Below are 18,772 nucleotides of genomic sequence, written 5' to 3' on the forward strand. Positions count from 1 at the left end.
TGTTCTTGTTGTTTTAGAGGGCCACTCCGCTATGGCCCATTCCATTATCTATAGAGTGTAAAGTGCCCCACAAAGTCACGGTCGTCCTTGGGGTCGTTCAGCCTCACCACGTACCAGTAATCCCCGGTCGGAAGCTCTTTGCCGTTATAGTTCCCGTCCCACTTATCGCCTACCCGGAGGGTCGCTACCTTACGGCCGTACCTGTCAAAGATATCCACCGTTAAACGGCCGTACTGGGAAGCGCACCCAGGGCCCCAGCCCTCGGTGGCCGGCGTAAAATAGTTCGGGATGCACACGTCCACGTACTCAAAGTATCCGGAAGCCGTTGCAAAACAGCCGTAACTGTCGGTCACCGTGACCGTATAGGTGCCCGATTCGTAAATCAGGAACGTATTGTCGCTTCCATAAGATTCGCCATTAAGAGTGAACTCATAATCACCGGAACCGCCCGTAGCTGTGGCCACGATCTCGTTCAACATTCCTCCCGAGGGCATGTCTATTGTCAGCGCCAGCGGATCGTACTGCTGGATATCAAATGGCAGTGTTTGTTTTTCACAGCCATTGGTATGCCTGACCGTAACGGTATGGCCCGTTCCTGCGGGTACATCAACGAACACATTACCAGGTTGGTAAGGGCCGTTGTTCAATGAGTAATCCAGATCGGCCGGGTCTACCAATGTTTCGTCAACGGTAACGGTAACCGTATTTGTTGATGTGTTATTAGTACAGCCAAACTCTACGGTAACCTCGGGTTCAATAAGTACCGATTCCGGGAAGGTGATGTTCCATTCGGTCTCGCAGCCCTGGGCATCGCGCACATACACGATATGGTCGCCTCCTCCTAAATTAGAGAACGTGAATTGTGTCTGTGCTGGGTCGCCCTGAACATAGCTTCCGTTAATATCATCCAAAACAACACTGTAAGGTGCAGTCCCTCCAGAAATTTCAATACTGAACTCGCCGTCCATATCGCCCTGGCAAGCCTCGGGAATGATGGAGTTGGGCACAATGGTAAGTACCACTGGCAATGGTTCTTCTATAACAAAATCATGAACCACATAACATCCCAGCTCGTCCTGTGCAATGGCCTGATAGGTTCCCGGGGACAGGTCTTCAAATATTGGTGTTTCAAAGAATTGGTCCAATCGTGGAGAAATGGCATATTTTATGGTACCGGTCCCGCCCGATGCCGTAATTTCCAAACGGCCGTTGTTAGTACCAGGACATGTGATGTCGGTCGCAACAAAACTGGCCGTTAATGCTGCTGTCGGTTCCGTAATTGTTACTTGGGCGCTTGTGGTCAAACAATCTCCACTGTCCACACGTACTTGGTAGGTGCCTATTGATAGCTCCGTAAATACTCCGGGGCTGTTTTGGGTTGCCCCCGGTATATTAGTTCCAGAACCGTCTTGCAAGGTGTACACATAATTACCTAAACCACCTTCAGCTTCGGCTATGATAACACCTGTGGTATCTCCTGCACAGTTAATAGTGGCATTGGTAATATCTAAATTCACAACTAATTCCGGTAGCGGATCTATAATGATATCGTTTGAAACCACGGCTATACAACCATTGGCGTCTCTTACATAATATCTATAAGCACCTTCCGGTACGGAGAATGTTATTTCTGATGTAAACGAACCGATGACCGAACCAAACGCTGCATCATCGCTGTACTCATAAGTTCCCGTGCCTCCCGTAGCACTTAATGTTAGCGTTGCTTGTATCTCACAGGTTTGGGACGTTGCCTTTACTAAACTGGCAACAATTTGTGATGGCTCTGATATGGTCACATCGGTTGTTGTAAACTCGCAATTATAGCCATCGGTAACTGTAACATTGTACGTTCCCGCTCCCAGTCCGCTAAATATCGGCGTTGTCTGTGGACCCGACGATGTTACCGTTGGCAGCACCATATTAAGGGTGTACGTGTAATTACTGCCCTGTCCGCCCGTTACATTGCCTACGGTTATTGTTGCGTTTTTATCTCCAAAGCAAGACAATAAAGTTGGTGTTGCCGTTACCGTGGCATTTATTGGAGTAGGAATGGTTAACGTTACATCATCTGATACAATACATCCTCCTGCATCTCTTACGTTAACCGTATACATTCCTGCCGATAAATCTCTAAAAATTCCATTAGGTGAGTAAGCTACGGAAGCCGAACCTGTCAATTCGTATACATATGTACCATAACCTCCAGTAGCTATGGCAGTAATGGTGCCTTTATCATCATCACAAGTAACATTTGATGTTTCAGACACTACTAATGCTAACGGATTTAAAGGTGAGTTAATTGTAACCACATTTGAAGTCGCCGAACAAAACGGACTTGCTGTTTCCGTAATTACAACCGTGTAATTCCCTGCTGGAATGCCTGTTACTAATAACGGATTGGTTGATGTATTAGCCGATACAACACCATTTATAGAGGCTCCGGAACTATTAAAAACTTCAAAAGTATAAGAACCTGTATACCCACTTACATTAATTTCAAAAGTACCATTTGTCTCGCCAAAACAAGTAATTGCCGTTGGCGTACTTAAAGTTATTGTTGGAAGTGTTGTTGATGGTAAAAATACCTCAACATCTTCGGTACATAAAGTAATGGCATCTGTTATAGTAACGGTGTAACTTCCCGAAGGCAATCCTGAAATAACATTACCACTAATGCTGGCAGATGCTGGACTTGGACTTATACTATATGTGTAAGAACCTGTACCTCCAGAACCTGTTATGGTCAATACGCCATCATCATCGTTACATGTTGGTAAAGTGGTAACAGTTGGTGATAAATTTACCGGTTCTATGATATCTACAGTTACTAAATTACCACAACCATTGGCATCCCTTATCTCTACCGTATGACTTCCTGAAGCTAAATTTGATATGGTAAATGGCGCTGTTTTAGTTTGAAAAGCACCACCATCAATACTATAAGCATAAGGGGCAATACCTGCTGTTGTTAATGCAACATCTATAACAAAACTTCCTTCTACCGCCGTACATTGATTGTTTAATGTGGCTGAAATCACTGGAGTTGGGTCTGATGGCAATACTAATACCGAAGTCGTTTTTATACAACCATACGCATCTTTAACATGTACATAATAATTACCCGCATCCCTGTTGAATGTATTAGTAGACGCCCATGATGGATCGGTTGCTAAAGGCGGTGTAGCTGATGTGGTTAATTGATATACATAGGGTGCTGTTCCATCTTTGGCAATGGCACTTATAACTCCTGAGTTGGCATTACAATTGGCGTTTTTATTAACCGTAGCACTGATACTTAAATCAATTGTCGATTCTGTAATATTAAAAGGAACTGTTGCTATACTACATCCTGCGTTAGGGCCTGTAGTTTCTCTTATCAACACAAAATAAGTTCCAAAAGGCAATGATCCCAAATTAGTTATGGGCAATGATCCACCAGCAGGTACCACACCAACCCCATTTATTCCCGTTGCTGTTGTTGATAAGGAATTCCATATTTCATAATTTACAGTAGTAGATACGCCATAGACACTATTGATTGTAAATGACACATTGCCATCGGCACTTCCAACACAAGTAATATTATTAGAAGTTAAAGCGGTGGTTGTTAATGTTGAGTTTGTTGGAATGGGGGCTGTTGCTGTTTGGTAATAACTACAATTAGTCGCATCATCATAAACAATAAACGTATAGGTAACCCCAGGAACCAACCCCGTAAACGTTGCTTTTTTACTGCCTAATGCATCTTCTGGTAACCAGGTTCCTAGTGGATTAGGATATACAGAAGTAGGGCCGTGATAAATACTGAAAAAGAAAGGGCCTGCACTAGCTAACGCTGTACCAATACTTACCTCTGCTTCTCCACCGTTGAGACAGTCTGCCGTTGTGTTTATCGAAATATCTAAATTATTTGGAGGAGATGCCACTAAAACGTCTTGAACTAACATAGAGCACCCGTTGGCATCAACGACGTTTATTTGATACAGTCCAAAATCGACCACATCAAATGTCACAGAGGTTGTACCAGATGAATTAAGTTCTGAAGCTGAGTATCCATTAGTTCCTGTTACGTAATAATTGTAAGGGGCTGTGCCACCTGTAACAGCATCTATAATAACGGATCCTTTTGAAACCCCAAAAATGGGATCACAGCTAATATCTACGGGATGATGCAGTACATCAATTGGTGCTGGTTCTCCTATTACAATAGTTTCTGTATCTGTACAGGATTTTGAATCGGTTAGAGTAATAGTATAAGTACCTGCTGTTAAACCAGATGTTTGTGTACCATAATTAGTCCCTGTGGTATCATTATTCACATTAATAACAAAAGGTGGTGTCCCTACTGTATTGTCTATTGTAATTTGAATAGCAGCTGAATCATCGCCATTACACAAAATTTGTTGTGTTTGAACCACAGAAATGATATTAGGAAGCGAAATAGCATTAACGGTTTGCACACTAGATTCAGCAGTACAACCATTCGCATCCGTTACTTGGAATTGGTATGTGCCATTATTTGGAGTTGAGTAATTGAATGGTGACCCTGTTGTACCTAAAAAACTATACGCAGTTCCATTTATGGAAACCGCATAAGTAAAGGGTGCAACGCCTCCTGAAAATGTACCAGTTATGATAGCATCAGGTGAAGCCGTACAATCTAAGTCTTTAGTTAAAACAGTATTCATTGTTATTGGAACCAAGGGAGCAATGGTGAAGGATTCCGTGTAAACACATTCATTAGCATCCCTTACTCTAAAGGTATAGGTATTTGGTACTAAACCTGAAAACACATTTGAAGTTTGATAAGCCGTTGCAGATGCTGCTGGTGCAATAATTTGATATTCTAAAGTACCAACACCACCTGTTGCTGTTACCGTTACATCGGAAGTCATTGACGGACAGCTTAAAGGTGTATTGCTAAAACTTAAATCTGTTGGAGGGTTTAGTGGATCGATGGTTATTGGCGCTGTTGCAAATGTACAATCATTAGCATCTTTTATGGTTACAGTGTAGGTTCCATTTACCAGACCTGAAAAGGTAAGTCCTGTTTGGAAATTTACCCCATCGATACTATAGGTATAAGGAGCTGTCCCTCCCGAAACATCTGAAACAGTAATAACACCATTGGTAGTACAAGTATAAGGTGTTGTTAATGTTGCTGTTCCGTTAATGGCAGTTGCCGTTGTAATAGTTATGGGTTCTGGTGTCGTCACACACACATCTGTTCCTATGGCATATTGAACTACGACATCGTAATTACCTGCTGCCAACCCTGTAAATACTGGCGAGTTGAAGAACGTCACGCCATTGTCTATACTGTACATTAAACTGTTTCCATTGGCATTGGTGACATTAACAGCAATAGCACCTGCATCATCTGCATCAGAACATAAAATATCTGTTTTTGTAACATTGAAATCTGGTGCAGGAGTGGCATCTACCGTTATTGAAGTTTCTGCTGGACAGTTATTGGAATCCATAACGATTATATCATATACACCTGGAGCTGTTACCGCAATTTGTGGTGTAGATTGGAATTCCGTTGTACTGTTTACAAAATAATAATACGGTGGCGTCCCTCCTATTGGGTACACTGTAATTTCACCATCGGTACAGGTTAATGGGGTTGTAAGTGCCGAAGTGGCTGTTAACAATGGCGGATCAATAATTTCGATATCCACAGTTTCCGTACAACCATCCTCTGTAGATACCGTTGCAGTATATATTCCAGGATTTAGATTAGTAAATGTGTAATCACTAGCGTTTATAGGCCCTACACTATTTATTAATGTGCCACCTTGGTAAATGGAATAGAAATACTGTGGTCGTACATCGTTAGCCGCCAATACGACGCTTCCTTTTTCTCCATTACAATAGGGTTGCGTGATAATTGTTGAAACAGTAAAATCCCTTTGTCTTATTTGAACATCGGGTACTGTAAATATACACGGATTTGGTGTTACGCCAATTTGTCTTATATAAACGGAATAAAGATTAGGAGTGTTAATTGAAAACACATTGCTTGTTTGGTAGTTTGTACCATCAATACTAAACTCATAACCACTTGGTACACCGCCAACGGTGATTTCACCAGGTGTAGTACAATAAATATCTCTTGAAGTAACTGTTGGAACTAATAAGTTTTCATATACGTTGAAATAAAACTGATTAAAACATCCACCAGTATAGTTTAATGTCAATCGATATTGCCCATGAGTATCCACCATAAAATTGGGTCCAGTCCCTACTTGATTCCAAGTACAGTCCGGGTTTTCGTTAGCACAATCTTCTTCGGTTACTGCTGTACAACTAGTTTCATCTAACTTTTCCCAAATAATGGATGACGTATCGGTGATATTGGTTTGAATAAATCTAGAATCATTAGCACCACAAAGGAAAATATTAGGCAATTGTTTACCATCGTTCGGACAAGTGACCACTTCATCTGCAAAAGGAATAACAGGATTTGTAACTCCTACTCCAAAAGTAACCACATTGAATACTTGGTCGGTTGATTGACAAGGCGCTATTGCTGTATTATGTACATAGTAGGTGCCAGGTGCTGTAACTGTAATAGATTGGGTTGTTCCTATTACAGTACCTGAATCATTTGTCCAAGAATAAGCATCATAACCGCTACCGGCAGTTAATTCCGTACTAGCTCCACAAAGTATGACTTCCTCTTCAAAAATACAATCGTTTAAATCGGCTAAAAAATTAGTAGCACCCGGAGTTAATAAACAACCTGTATTACTACTAAAACTGGGGTCGTCAGAAATAGTAAAATCAGGATTTATTGTTCCTTTATACGTTGCATAGGCTTGGTTGTCAATATTATTAGAACAAGCATCGCTTAATAAACTACAGGTTGCAACAACTGTTACCTTAAATTGAATTTCGGAAACGGGGTCGTTTTCTTCCACCACCGATGGGTCGATACTAAAAATAAGTTCTCTGGTAGTTGGGTTATAACTTTGAACGCTAACTCCTGTTGGCAAAACCCCAATATCTGCTGGATAATTAAAAACAACATTTGTTGGAAGAATATCCCTAATGGTTAAATCGGTTGCATCATCGTTTCCTGTATTCTGAAAACCGATGGTATAGTATAATTCATCGCCTAAATCTACAACTTGCCCACCTATATCATTTCCAAACACATCTTCAACAATTTTGGTCAATACAATATTTGGTGCGATAATTTCAATAGCAAACGCACTAAAATAGAAATAATAAATATCTGTATTTGTACCTAATCTAATAGTGGCTGAGGTATCACCATTTGCTATTAAACTATTTCCCGCATTGGGAATGTTTATAATACCTGCATCAAAACCCAACGTATTTGAACTAGTAGGATTTCTGTCAGTGAAAGTCATTGGAGAATTCGTATTAGGGTCTATAATAGATACGGTACTATTAAAAAAGTTATTATTCGGACGTATGGTTGTACCGCTTGCATTTGTAGCACTAATTTTTGTGCCATTAATTTCTAAATAATCTTCTGTCCATCCTCTATCGCCTTCCAAAGCACTAAATGCGTATTTTGCTCGAACGGGACCTATTGGTATCGTTTGAAATCCATCTATAGGAAAGGTTTGCTCATCGTTAGGGGCTTGATTATCTATTTTTGTAAACCCATCAAAAGATGTGATATATTTACTTGGCAGCAATGGGTCTTCATAAATTACAAAAAGTGACCATCCAGCTGATAGACCTTCTGTATTACGTCCAGTACCACTATTCATCATTGCAGATGTTGTGGATGATATATTAGCGACTGTATACGTTCCTTCAGGATTACTTAAAGCTGTTAATATATTTGTTACATCTCTATAGTAAGCATAGGTATTGGAGTTTCTATTATCCGAAGAGTTTTGATAATAAACCTCTGTTCCTGTAATATCTATATACCCCCCACTTTCCGGAGTTTGAAATTTAATATTTGCCATTGGTGTATCCCCTTTTACTACGGAACTCCAGTACAATCCAGCATAAACAATTTTATAACAACTAACATCGTTGGGTACATCTAAATCAGCACTACTAGAGTTAAAGGTATTGTTATCATTATCAATGTCAACATACACCATATTGTCTCTATTAGTACTACTTTCATTATTATTGGTTCCAGAATAAGGGTTTGTTCTATGAACTCCCATGTTACTATTACCAATTAAAAGCATATCTCCTTTAATGGCTTCATCATATCTTGGATTAAACGGAACAAGGTTTTGACCAAACATACTGCTAAAGCATGCTAAAAAAAATAAAACAAGTAGGTTAGTTAAAGTAGTTTTTTTCATAGACAACTTTTTATTATTTCTCTTTTTTGGGGTAAAAAGAAATGTTAATCACTGCTAACAATTACTTAAGAACAATTTTATTCCTACAATTGAAACATTTTGTCCTAATTAATTGTTTTTAAACGATATAAATATCGTAAATTATTTTGAAACAATAGTAGATTAAAATCATAAATAACGCATTTTATCGATTAAATAATACTTTAAACTCGATTAATGATTATTTTTGTAGTATTTTAAATATAAAACACATTATTGAAATGTAACAATATATTTATTACAAAAAATGTTATTAGAGAAAATCAACAAGCAACCAAAACATTCATATACAGGAAGTCAACATTAATTTTTATGAATATACAAATAAAAAATTTCTTAAAACAGACTATCGAGGCAGAGCCACACAAGTACTTAGCCTATTTCATTTTGATCAGGGGGTTAATTTACCTCACCTAGAACTGCCTTTTTGGATGGTTCAGACCACTCTAAAGGAAAGGTGAATTAGGCATGAGTGAAACAAACTGGCGAAGCAAAAACCCCGAGGCAGAGCCATCGGGGAATTACTTAGATTAGATTAATTTGGTAGTTTTTTAATTAGTTTTCAATCTTCACCATAGACATTTTACCATTATAAGGCGTGCTTCCTTTTGATTTCATGGCATTTCTAGCGCCTTCAATATAATCAAATTTATCATAATAAATATAATATTTACTGGTAGCTGCATCGTAAAAGAAGTTGATATTGTTTTGACCTGCCGCTACTGCTTTTCTTAAAAATTCATCTCTCTTAGCAACATCACTATGCACTGCAATTACAAGATAATACCCGCTTTCTACATTTCTAACACCCTTAATAATTTGAATATTATCGCTCCGTTCTTCTCCAAAATCGAAATCTGACTCCTTAAGCGGCACAGCACTTGCTTCTGTAAATTGTTTTATTTGATTCAGTGTTTCTCGGTCTTTGTTATATCGATCTTGTTCATTATCATACGCGGCACGTTTTATACGTCGTTTGCGCTCTATTTCGGTTGCTATTTTAATACTTTCCAATTCTGAGACTAAAGTTTCTTTTGAGCGTTTCGCTTTCGCTTGGGCTTCTTTTAGTACTGAAATTTCATTCAGATAAATCATGTTAATTTTATCCTGTGCATTAGGAACCTTTTTAAGTCTCTCTTTATACAGGTCTTCCAATTCCTTGATTTTTATATCTTGGGCTTTTATAACATCATCAATCTGAACTTTTAAAGATTCTAAAGCAGCATTTTCAGCTGATACACTTTTAAAAGGTTTAGGTTCTGTATAAATACCTTGTTCGCTTAAATCATTTTCTTGTTTTAAATCTTGAAGATCTTTTTTCCTACTAGCTACGGTTTCGTTCAATTTGATTATTAATTCGGCTTGTTCGATTTTAGAATCTGAAGCTAATTTTGTTAAATTTTGCATAGCTATACCAGTGGCATCTTTTGGAACTGAGATTAAAGCAGCATCTAATTCTTCTTGTTTAATCCTAGCTTCTTCTTCGGCTTTAGCTTGAGCTTCCTGTGCTTGTTTAATCCTAGCTGCTTCTTCGGCTTTGGCTTGAGCTTCCTGAGCTAGTTTAACCCTAGCTGCTTCTTCTGCCTTGGCTTTGGCTTCCTGGGCTAGTTTAACCCTAGCTGCTTCTTCTGCTTTGGCTTTGGCTTCCTGGGCTAGTTTAATCCTAGCTGCTTCTTCTGCCTTGGCTTTGGCTTCCTGGTCTAGTTTAATCCTAGCTGCTTCTTCTGCCTTGGCTTTGGCTTCCTTGGCTAGTTTAATCCTAGCCGCTTCTTCTGCCTTGGCTTTGGCTTCCTGGGCTAGTTTAATCCTAGCCGCTTCTTCTGCCTTGGCTTTGGCTTCCTGGGCTAGTTTACTAGCTGCTTCTTCGGCTTTGGCTTGAGCTTCCTGAGCTAGTTTAATTCTAGCTGCTTCTTCAGCTTTAGTTTGAGCTTCCTGGGCTAGTTTAACCCTAGCTGATTCTTCTGCCTTGGCTTTGGCTTCCTGAGCTAGTTTAACCCTAGCTGCTTCTTCGGCTTTGGCTTGAGCTTCCTGAGCTAGTTTAATTCTAGCTGCTTCTTCGGCTTTGGCTTGAGCTTCCTGGGCTAGTTTAACCCTAGCTGATTCTTCTGCCTTGGCTTCTTGTGCTTGTTTAGATTCTTCAATCAATTTAAGTCGGGCGGCTTTTTTCTCTTCTAATTTGGCCAGTGCCTCTGCCCTAGCCTGTGCTTTGGCTTCTGCAATGGCTTTTCTATCTACTTTACCTCCTGTTGTCGTATGACGTTTTGCTAAAGCGTTTCTTGATTTTTTCACTGGAGAAATTAATGCGCCTTCTTCATCATCATCACTATAATTGTAGCGTTCCCGTTTTGTGAATTTATATGCCAAAGTAACTTCGTGTGAATTTCCAAAAGTGGCCATGTCGCCCATTTCCTTTTCATAATTATACTCTATGGCAATTTGACTGGTTATATTAAGTCCAATTCCTGCGGATAATCCATATAAAGTATTATAACCCGCTTGCCCCCAAATGCCTTTTGCTGTTGTTAGCATCATAATTCCTGAAAGGACGGTTTGGTCTTTTTTGAATTCCGACCGCACTAAACTTGAAAATTTGCTACTATCAAAAAAACCGCGACTATCTACATAGCCCGTGTACATTACATGTGCTTGAACGCTTTGCTCAGGGTTTTCTTCGATAACTTGAGATGTTTTGAAATTATAGGAAACAAGATTGTTTAGAGACACGCCAAAATCAAAAAAAGCAGTACCATAGTTTATACCTGGATTGATCGTACCAAGCATGTTTGAAGGTACATTTTCTAACGAGGGATCTGAGAAATTTGTAATAACGTTGCCTTCATTGATGCCACTTTTATAAAAGCCCAAATTCAAACCAAAAGTTAAATTGCTATCTCTATCCAAAACAACATTGTAGGCATAATTTAACACACCTCCAAAAGTGGTTAACACACCATAATTTTGTTGAAACAAGCCAATACTAGCTCCTGAATTTTCGGCAAACCTTCCTGAATAACTAAACAGATACGCTTGAGGCGCATTATCAAACTGAACCCATTGGCGTTTATTGGTAAAACTAAGGTATTTATTTTGTTCCCTGACAAAACTAAATGTGGGATTTATGGTGTATTTGTTAAACTTTAAAGAGTTTCTAACAGGCAATGCAAAAGCAACAACACCGTTTTCTTGCGCATGAAGCGTTTGTGATAAACACAAAAAAATGACTATATACAGTAGGTGTTTTTGCATGTTATTTTACAACCGTTATAGAGCCTTTTTTAGTTTTGTTGGTCGCTGTTGTAATAATGTAGTAGTAAACAGGATTTACAGCATTGAAGTCTATTTGGTTTTCTGGCCAATTGTTTTGATAATTATTGGTTTGAAGCATCACTTTTCCTTGAGAACTTAATATGACCACTTGTGTATTGGTGCCTGCCACATATACTTGAGGAATCACCCAAGTGTCATTAATGCCATCATTATTCGGGCTAATTAAATTAGGAATGTTTTCCACATCTGGAAATGGCTCAGATATTGAAAAGTGGTGTTCTCTTGTCGCCACACAACCATCTGTTTGTGTAACAGCTACTTTATAATTACCCGGTTGAGACGCTTCATAACTACTACTGGTAGCAGTTGGTATAATAGTTTCATTAAAATACCATTCAAATTCTGGATTGCTTGCATCTGTTGTTACAGTAACAACTAAGGTTCCGTCTGTTCCTAAAGTATTAAATTCCGGAACATTTATGTTACTTGTGAATCCACTATTATCTAAATCTATTGTTGCTGTTGTTGTACAATTGCCCAAATTAACAGATACAGTATAAGTTCCAGTCTCATTAGTTACATACGTTTGATTGGTCGCTCCTTGTATTTCGGTACCATCTTTAAACCATTTATAACTATTTCCATTAATAGCGCTTAATGTTGTGGCACCTTCACTTGAGCAATATGGATTTCCTAAACTAGAAGTGATTGTTGAAGTTCCGCCTGAAGTTGCTTCACTAATTGTGACACGATTTGAATAGGACTCAGATGTACAAGTGCCATAATTTGTTCTAGCAAAATAAGTTCCTGGAGTATTTACAGATAATGTTTCTCCAGAAGTTACAAATATCGATGTTGTTGGATTAGCTTCATTAACTTTATACCAATTGAAAGTTAACGATGGATATTTTAAAGGGGAATCATTATCACCAGTTCCAGGATTGTCGATAGTTAATAAATAGCTTCCTCCGGCACAATAAGCACCTGTTGAAATCAAATCATTAATAGTAAATGGGGTATCCTGTATTTTATAATATGCTGCAAAAGCATCTGAACCCGTACTGGTTGCTGCCGGAGCAGTGCTTTTAATTCTAATTTTATAGGATTCTCCTGCCGTTGTATCTGGCAAAGAAAAACTTAAAGTTGCCGGTGAAGTTGTAACGGCTCCTTGAGTTGATGTGTAAATAACAGTAGCATTTGTAAAACTACCGGTATTATCTGATAGTTCTACAATAAACTGATTGGTTGCTCCTAAGGCTGTATCTGGTGAAAAAGTAAAGGTGGTGTTATAGGTATTAAATGAAGTACTCGCACAAGCTTGACTAAAACCCAAACTGGGTTTGCCTATTATTACTTGTGCACTCATAGTTTCAGTTAAAAAGAATACAAAAAAAACAAGAATGTTAATAAAAGTAAAGTTCTTCATGTTATATTGTTTTCTTTTGTAAATAAAACTCCTAGAAACTTTAATCGTTCTAGCAAACCTTGGCTAGAAAAGATTTTTTTAAATAATTCAAAGCGTAACAGGAAAGATAAAGAACTAGCGTTTTATCAACTTCATTATAATTTAGTTATTAATTCAATTACCTATTCCTAAATCTTCTTTTGCATAGACAGCATCTTTTGATGCAATTATTTTATTGATACGCAATCTAAAGTCTGGTCTTTTCTCATTTGAAAAATCAATAAATGTTTCGGCATTATTGCTTCTGGAATACACATTAAAAAAGGCGCTATTACCATACCAATTTTCTAAATCTTCATTATTAGAATCGTTTTCAACAAAAATATTTCCTTTACAATTATTGAAATACATATTGGCAAACTTGATTTTCTCTAAACTTTCTTGATTAATATTAATGGTACTTTCTAATATAACTGCTGGATTAAAACCAGAAATAACGCTTTTATTCATATCTAACTTAGCGTTCTGACCTATATAAACAGCTTCTTTAACCAAGCCTTTTTCTATATCCGATTTTAAATTTTCGCTATCATTTAAAAATGTCAAATTATTTGCATTTACTACGGTTGCTTTTTTAGCAAAATCTACTTCTTCCCTATTATTATAAGATGCCACTTGTAAACATCTGGCAGCAGTACTGCTAGATACATAAGGAGATCTAATAGCTAAAGAATTATCTATTTTACATTGCACGCCATAATTAAATTTAAAATCATTACTGTTCGATCTGTATGATACTAATTTATTTAAACAAATATCGCCTCCCCATGCTTCAAAAGAGTTACCTGCCGAATAGCTTACCATGATATTTTCTACAATGGTTTTATTTCCAACACAGGCTAACAACAAACCACTAAAATAATCATCGTTTCTAATTCTTTTTCCTGCAAATTCAATTCTAACATATCTTAAAATCCCTGAATTACTTTCTACATTTTCGCCTCCATAATTGGTGCTACTGTATGCAGATTGAGACAAATCGCTATATAAAGATGCCACCGAACCATTACCAAATTTATTTGTTGGAGCATCCCCTAAAATAACTAATCCGCCCCAATCACCCGATCTTTTAATACCTCTATTAGAAGTAAAAATAATAGGGTCAGTTTCCAGACCATCTGCAATAATTTTTGCTCCTTTAGTAATTGTTAAAGATGCCTTTGATGCAAAATCGCCAATAATAACCGTTCCTGGTTCTATAGTAAGTGTTGCATTGTTTGTAACAAAAACACTTCCTAACAACATGTAGGTCTCTCTTTTAAGTAGTTTTGTGTCTTTATCAATATTTCCCGCCAATATTTGCGTGGGTTCGTCATACTGTTTTTGGCTAGGCTTAAACTCCGTCCAGTTGTACAACCAATTATTGGATCCTATAATCCCTTTTTCCTGTTGAGCATAAATATTCCCTAACATAAGAAGAAATATAAATGTTATTTTAGTGAAGTTTTTCATAGTTACATTTTTTATATTACAAAAACTAAATAAGATTTTTCGACGAATTAATGATCAAATCTATAAAATATTCCACGAAATACCAAATATTTCGTTGAAATACACAAAATAAATAAATTTATTTTTAAAATAATCGATGAAATACACATATTATAGACTAAAAACAGATTTTCTTGCAAAATAGTTATATTGTTTATTAAAACCAGTTTAATTGAAATTTTTATTATAAGTTGATAAAAAGCGAATCTTGAAAACCAAGATTCACTTGTATACGGTAATTAATTATTAGTTTTATATAATTTAGATAGTTGTGTTGAAATTTTTAATGATAGGCACTATACTCATGCAACGATTTCATAATCTCTTCATAGAATATGATAGCAGAAATCAATTTACTAGTATCTGAATACGGCAATATTTTTCTATGAAATACAGTGGTAGCCTCCATATACTCATCTGTAGAAGTAAACTGATTATCCAATATCTTTCTGTTATCATTATCATTAGGGATTCCTAAAGTAACCATTGTGACACCTGGCTTGGTAGCAAAGGCTATATAAGGTAATGTTTTTGTTAAAACTTCTATGCGTTCTATATAAAGGTCCAATAACTCGCCTTTATGCATACGTTCTAATTCTTCCTTTTTATGATACTTCTTTATAGCTACTTTTGCACTAATAATACTTTTTGGTTCGTTCTTACTTTGTGCAAAACTTACACCTGCCATTAAAAATAAAACGACACTAAATAGAATAATTTTTGTTTTCATATCTACGATTTAGGGATTAAAAAAAACAAATCTATGTAATTAATCGTTAAAAACAAGCGTTTTATCGAATTTTTTATTATGTTTTTTACATTTTATGATTTTAGCTGATATAAACAGCTAGTTTTTAGATGCAATAAGTTGTGCTAATCATTGAATTTATTAGCATGAGATAGTTTTGATGTCATTGGCGTTCGATTAAAGATTTAAGACTCTTTAAAAGAAAATAGAATAAAGAATATAGACATACGAAAATAGACTAAATGACAACAAATTGGTATTCAAATGTCTTTTTGTATGTCTGTTTTAATAATCATTAAACAATTAATTAACGTAAGTTCGATATAAAACGATATGCAAATTTTTGATTATTATATGATTAAAAAATAGTATTTCTGTCACCTCGAGCATTATTGAAAATGAAAATACATTTTTATTTGAAGATAAAAGCGCAGCTTACGAGAGGTTTTTAGACTTTGATACCTTTAAATAAGGTCTCGACTTTAGTTTATCTTGAGCGAAGACGAAAGGCTCGACCAGACAGTGTTAATACAAATGATTGATTTTCAGATAAGGATAAATCGAGTTAATTATTAACGTGAGTTTGACATAATAATCACTCTCATCAGTTAGTTAAGTTTTAATAATAAAAATTGTTGTCATCCCGAATGAAGAATGAGGATGAATCCCATAAGTACAAGATTTAGCTTACGCAGAACCTAAAGGTTGCACGTACCTTACGCTGTCAAAATGACAAAAAAATTGAGACACCAATAGATACTGAAAATCCGTAACAAAAGCATTTAAAAAACAATGAACTCGTTTATATGTTAATTTTCCTTAACCGTAAAGCATTCGCTATAACCGATACAGAGCTAAAACTCATTGCTAATGCCGCAATCATGGGTGATAATAACAATCCAAAAAATGGATATAAAACGCCCGCAGCAATAGGTACACCTAACACATTGTAAACAAATGCGAAAAACAGGTTCTGCTTAATATTTTTAACAACGCCGTGGCTAAGCTTTTTAGCTTTAACAATACCTTGCAAATCTCCCTTTACAAGCGTCATTGAAGCACTTTCAATAGCTACATCGGTTCCAGTTCCCATCGCTACACCAACATCAGATTGTGCTAATGCAGGTGCATCATTAATTCCATCGCCTGCCATAGCGACTATTTTTCCTTGTTCTTGAAGTACTTTAATTTCGTTTAACTTATCCTCTGGAAGACATTCTGCTTTGTAGTGTTTTAAATTTAACTGTTCTGCCACCGCTTTAGCAGTATTTTTATTGTCTCCAGTAAGCATGATCACATCCACTCCTAAATGTTGGAGTTCTTTAATGGCATTTTTACTGGTTGGTTTAATAGCATCAAAAATGGTTATATAGCCAACGGCTTCATCAGCCACTGCAATATATGATACTGTTTTTCCTTGTTCTTGTTCGCTCACTACTTTATTTGTTAAATCTTCTGGGATAGAAATTGATAATTGCTCTAAAAGTTTTGCATTCCCTAAAGCTATTTTTTTCATTCCAACGGTTCCTATAACGCCTTTTCCAGCAACAGCTTCAAAATCATTCACTTTAATAACCGAAACATTTTTCAATTTGCCATAGCTCACAACAGCTTCTGCTAAAGGGTGCTCACTATATTGATTTAATGACGTCATAAACTCAACTAAAGTTTCTTCTTTGAGTTCACTTGTGGAAATGACTTTTTCAACAGATGGCTTTCCTTCGGTAATCGTTCCCGTTTTATCAATAATTAATGTATTCACTTTATCCATTTTCTCTAAAGCTTCCGCATTTTTTATCAATACTCCAGATTGCGCGCCTCTGCCAACACCAACCATTACAGACATAGGTGTTGCCAAACCTAATGCACATGGACATGCTATGATTAATACAGCTATGGCATTTACAAGTGCGAATACATAAGCGGGTTCTGGACCATAAATAGCCCAAGCTACAAACGTAATCACCGAAACGCCAATAACAATGGGCACAAAGTATTTAGAGATTCTATCCGCTAACTTTTGAATAGGTGCTTTAGACCGGCTTGCAGTGTTCACCATATGGATGATTTGGGAAAGCAAGGTTTCTGAACCCACTTTTTCAGCTTTCATAATGAATGATTTTGTCCCATTAATTGTTCCTGAACTTACATTATCATCAACCTCCTTATCAACGGGAATTGGTTCTCCTGTAATCATCGATTCATCTATACTACTATGGCCTTCTACAATAATACCGTCTACGGGAATTTTTTCTCCGGGTTTTACCCGTAGTAAATTACCTTGTTGAATTTTATCAATGGCTATGACCTTATCTTGACCATCTTCAACTAAAGTAGCTGTTGACGGAACTAATTTTAATAATTCCTTAATGGCACCGCTTGTTTGACTATGCGCCTTGGCTTCCAATAATTGTCCCAACAACACCAGAGTTAAAATGACCGTGGTCGCTTCAAAATAGACAAATACGTTTCCATCTGCAGTTTTAAAGTCGTCTGGAAATATATTAGGGAACAACAAGGCAAATACACTAAATACCCAAGCAATACCAGACCCAATCCCTATGAGTGTAAACATATTGAGATTCCAAGTGACAATAGATTTGTAAGCCCGTTCAAAAAACATCCAAGTAGCATAAAACACCACGGGAATTGACAATGCAAACTGAATCCAGTTCCAATATTTTTGCTCTAAAAGGTCATACATAGGATTATGGTCTAACATTTCAGACATGGCCAATAGAAAAATAGGAATTGTAAATGCTACTGAAATCCAGAACTTTTTCAATAGCTTTTTATAGGTTTTGTCTTCTTCGGAAGTATCTGCTTCCATGGGTACTAAATCCATTCCACAAATAGGGCACGAACCTGGTTCGTCTTTTACAATTTCAGGGTGCATAGGGCAAGTGAACTGCGTGCCTGTTGATGCAACCGTCCTTTCTTCTACCAAGTCCATCCCACAAACAGGACAATCTCCAGGTTTATCATAGGTCTTATCCCCTTCACAATGCATGGGACAATAATAGACTCCCCCTTGCTCCCTTCCATTATTGGAGATTTGTGCGTCTTCTTTATTGTGTTTCAATGAATTCTTCCCCTTTGGGGAGGTTAGGTGGGGCTTTTCTCCTAAATTATGGATACTATATCTAGATCCCTCACTTTTTAAAGCCTTTTGAAATGTTTCAATGGGAATATGAGTCTCCATTTCTATAACGGCTTCTGCTTTTTCTAAATTGACCGTTGCATTTAAAACACCTTTAACTTTTGAAAGCGTTTCCTCCACATGGCTGCGGCAACCCATGCAAGTCATTCCGTGTATATGATATGTGTGTGTCATCTGTTTATTTTTATTGTTTTTTAACTGTCAGATGGAACACCCTGAATAACCATCCTCATATGTATGAATACTATTCTCAAGGGTGTTTCATGGCATTAAGATTTTAATTTATTGACCAA

At 37.0% G+C, this 18,772-nt stretch carries 6 protein-coding genes; all 6 read right to left on the reverse strand.

Features of this window, described 5'->3' with window-relative positions; all coding sequences use genetic code 11:
* Positions 1-44: 44 nt before the first annotated feature.
* Positions 45-8,309: a T9SS type B sorting domain-containing protein gene (locus CJ739_RS17805; RefSeq protein WP_236951544.1), complete on the reverse strand. Its 8,265-nt coding sequence runs from the start codon at positions 8,307-8,309 to the stop codon at positions 45-47.
* Between the two features lie 594 nt (positions 8,310-8,903).
* Entirely contained in the window at positions 8,904-11,594 is a 2,691-nt protein-coding gene (locus tag CJ739_RS17810) for a PorP/SprF family type IX secretion system membrane protein (protein WP_117177770.1), read from the reverse strand.
* 1 nt (position 11,595) lies between these two features.
* Positions 11,596-12,981 (reverse strand): T9SS type B sorting domain-containing protein, encoded by a 1,386-nt coding sequence (locus CJ739_RS17815; protein WP_236951545.1) that lies wholly within the window; start codon positions 12,979-12,981, stop codon positions 11,596-11,598.
* 213 nt (positions 12,982-13,194) lie between these two features.
* Entirely contained in the window at positions 13,195-14,532 is a 1,338-nt protein-coding gene (locus CJ739_RS17820) for a beta-helix domain-containing protein (RefSeq protein ID WP_117177773.1), read from the reverse strand.
* A 322-nt stretch (positions 14,533-14,854) separates the two neighbouring features.
* Positions 14,855-15,301, reverse strand: coding sequence for a hypothetical protein (locus CJ739_RS17825; RefSeq protein WP_117177775.1), 447 nt, complete (start codon positions 15,299-15,301; stop codon positions 14,855-14,857).
* Between the two features lie 820 nt (positions 15,302-16,121).
* The gene (locus CJ739_RS17830; protein ID WP_117177777.1) at positions 16,122-18,653 is read right to left on the reverse strand and encodes a heavy metal translocating P-type ATPase; all 2,532 of its coding nucleotides are present in this window, start codon (positions 18,651-18,653) and stop codon (positions 16,122-16,124) included.
* Positions 18,654-18,772 lie beyond the last annotated feature (119 nt).

This window comes from Mariniflexile sp. TRM1-10, from assembly GCF_003425985.1.
Classification (GTDB): domain Bacteria; phylum Bacteroidota; class Bacteroidia; order Flavobacteriales; family Flavobacteriaceae; genus Mariniflexile.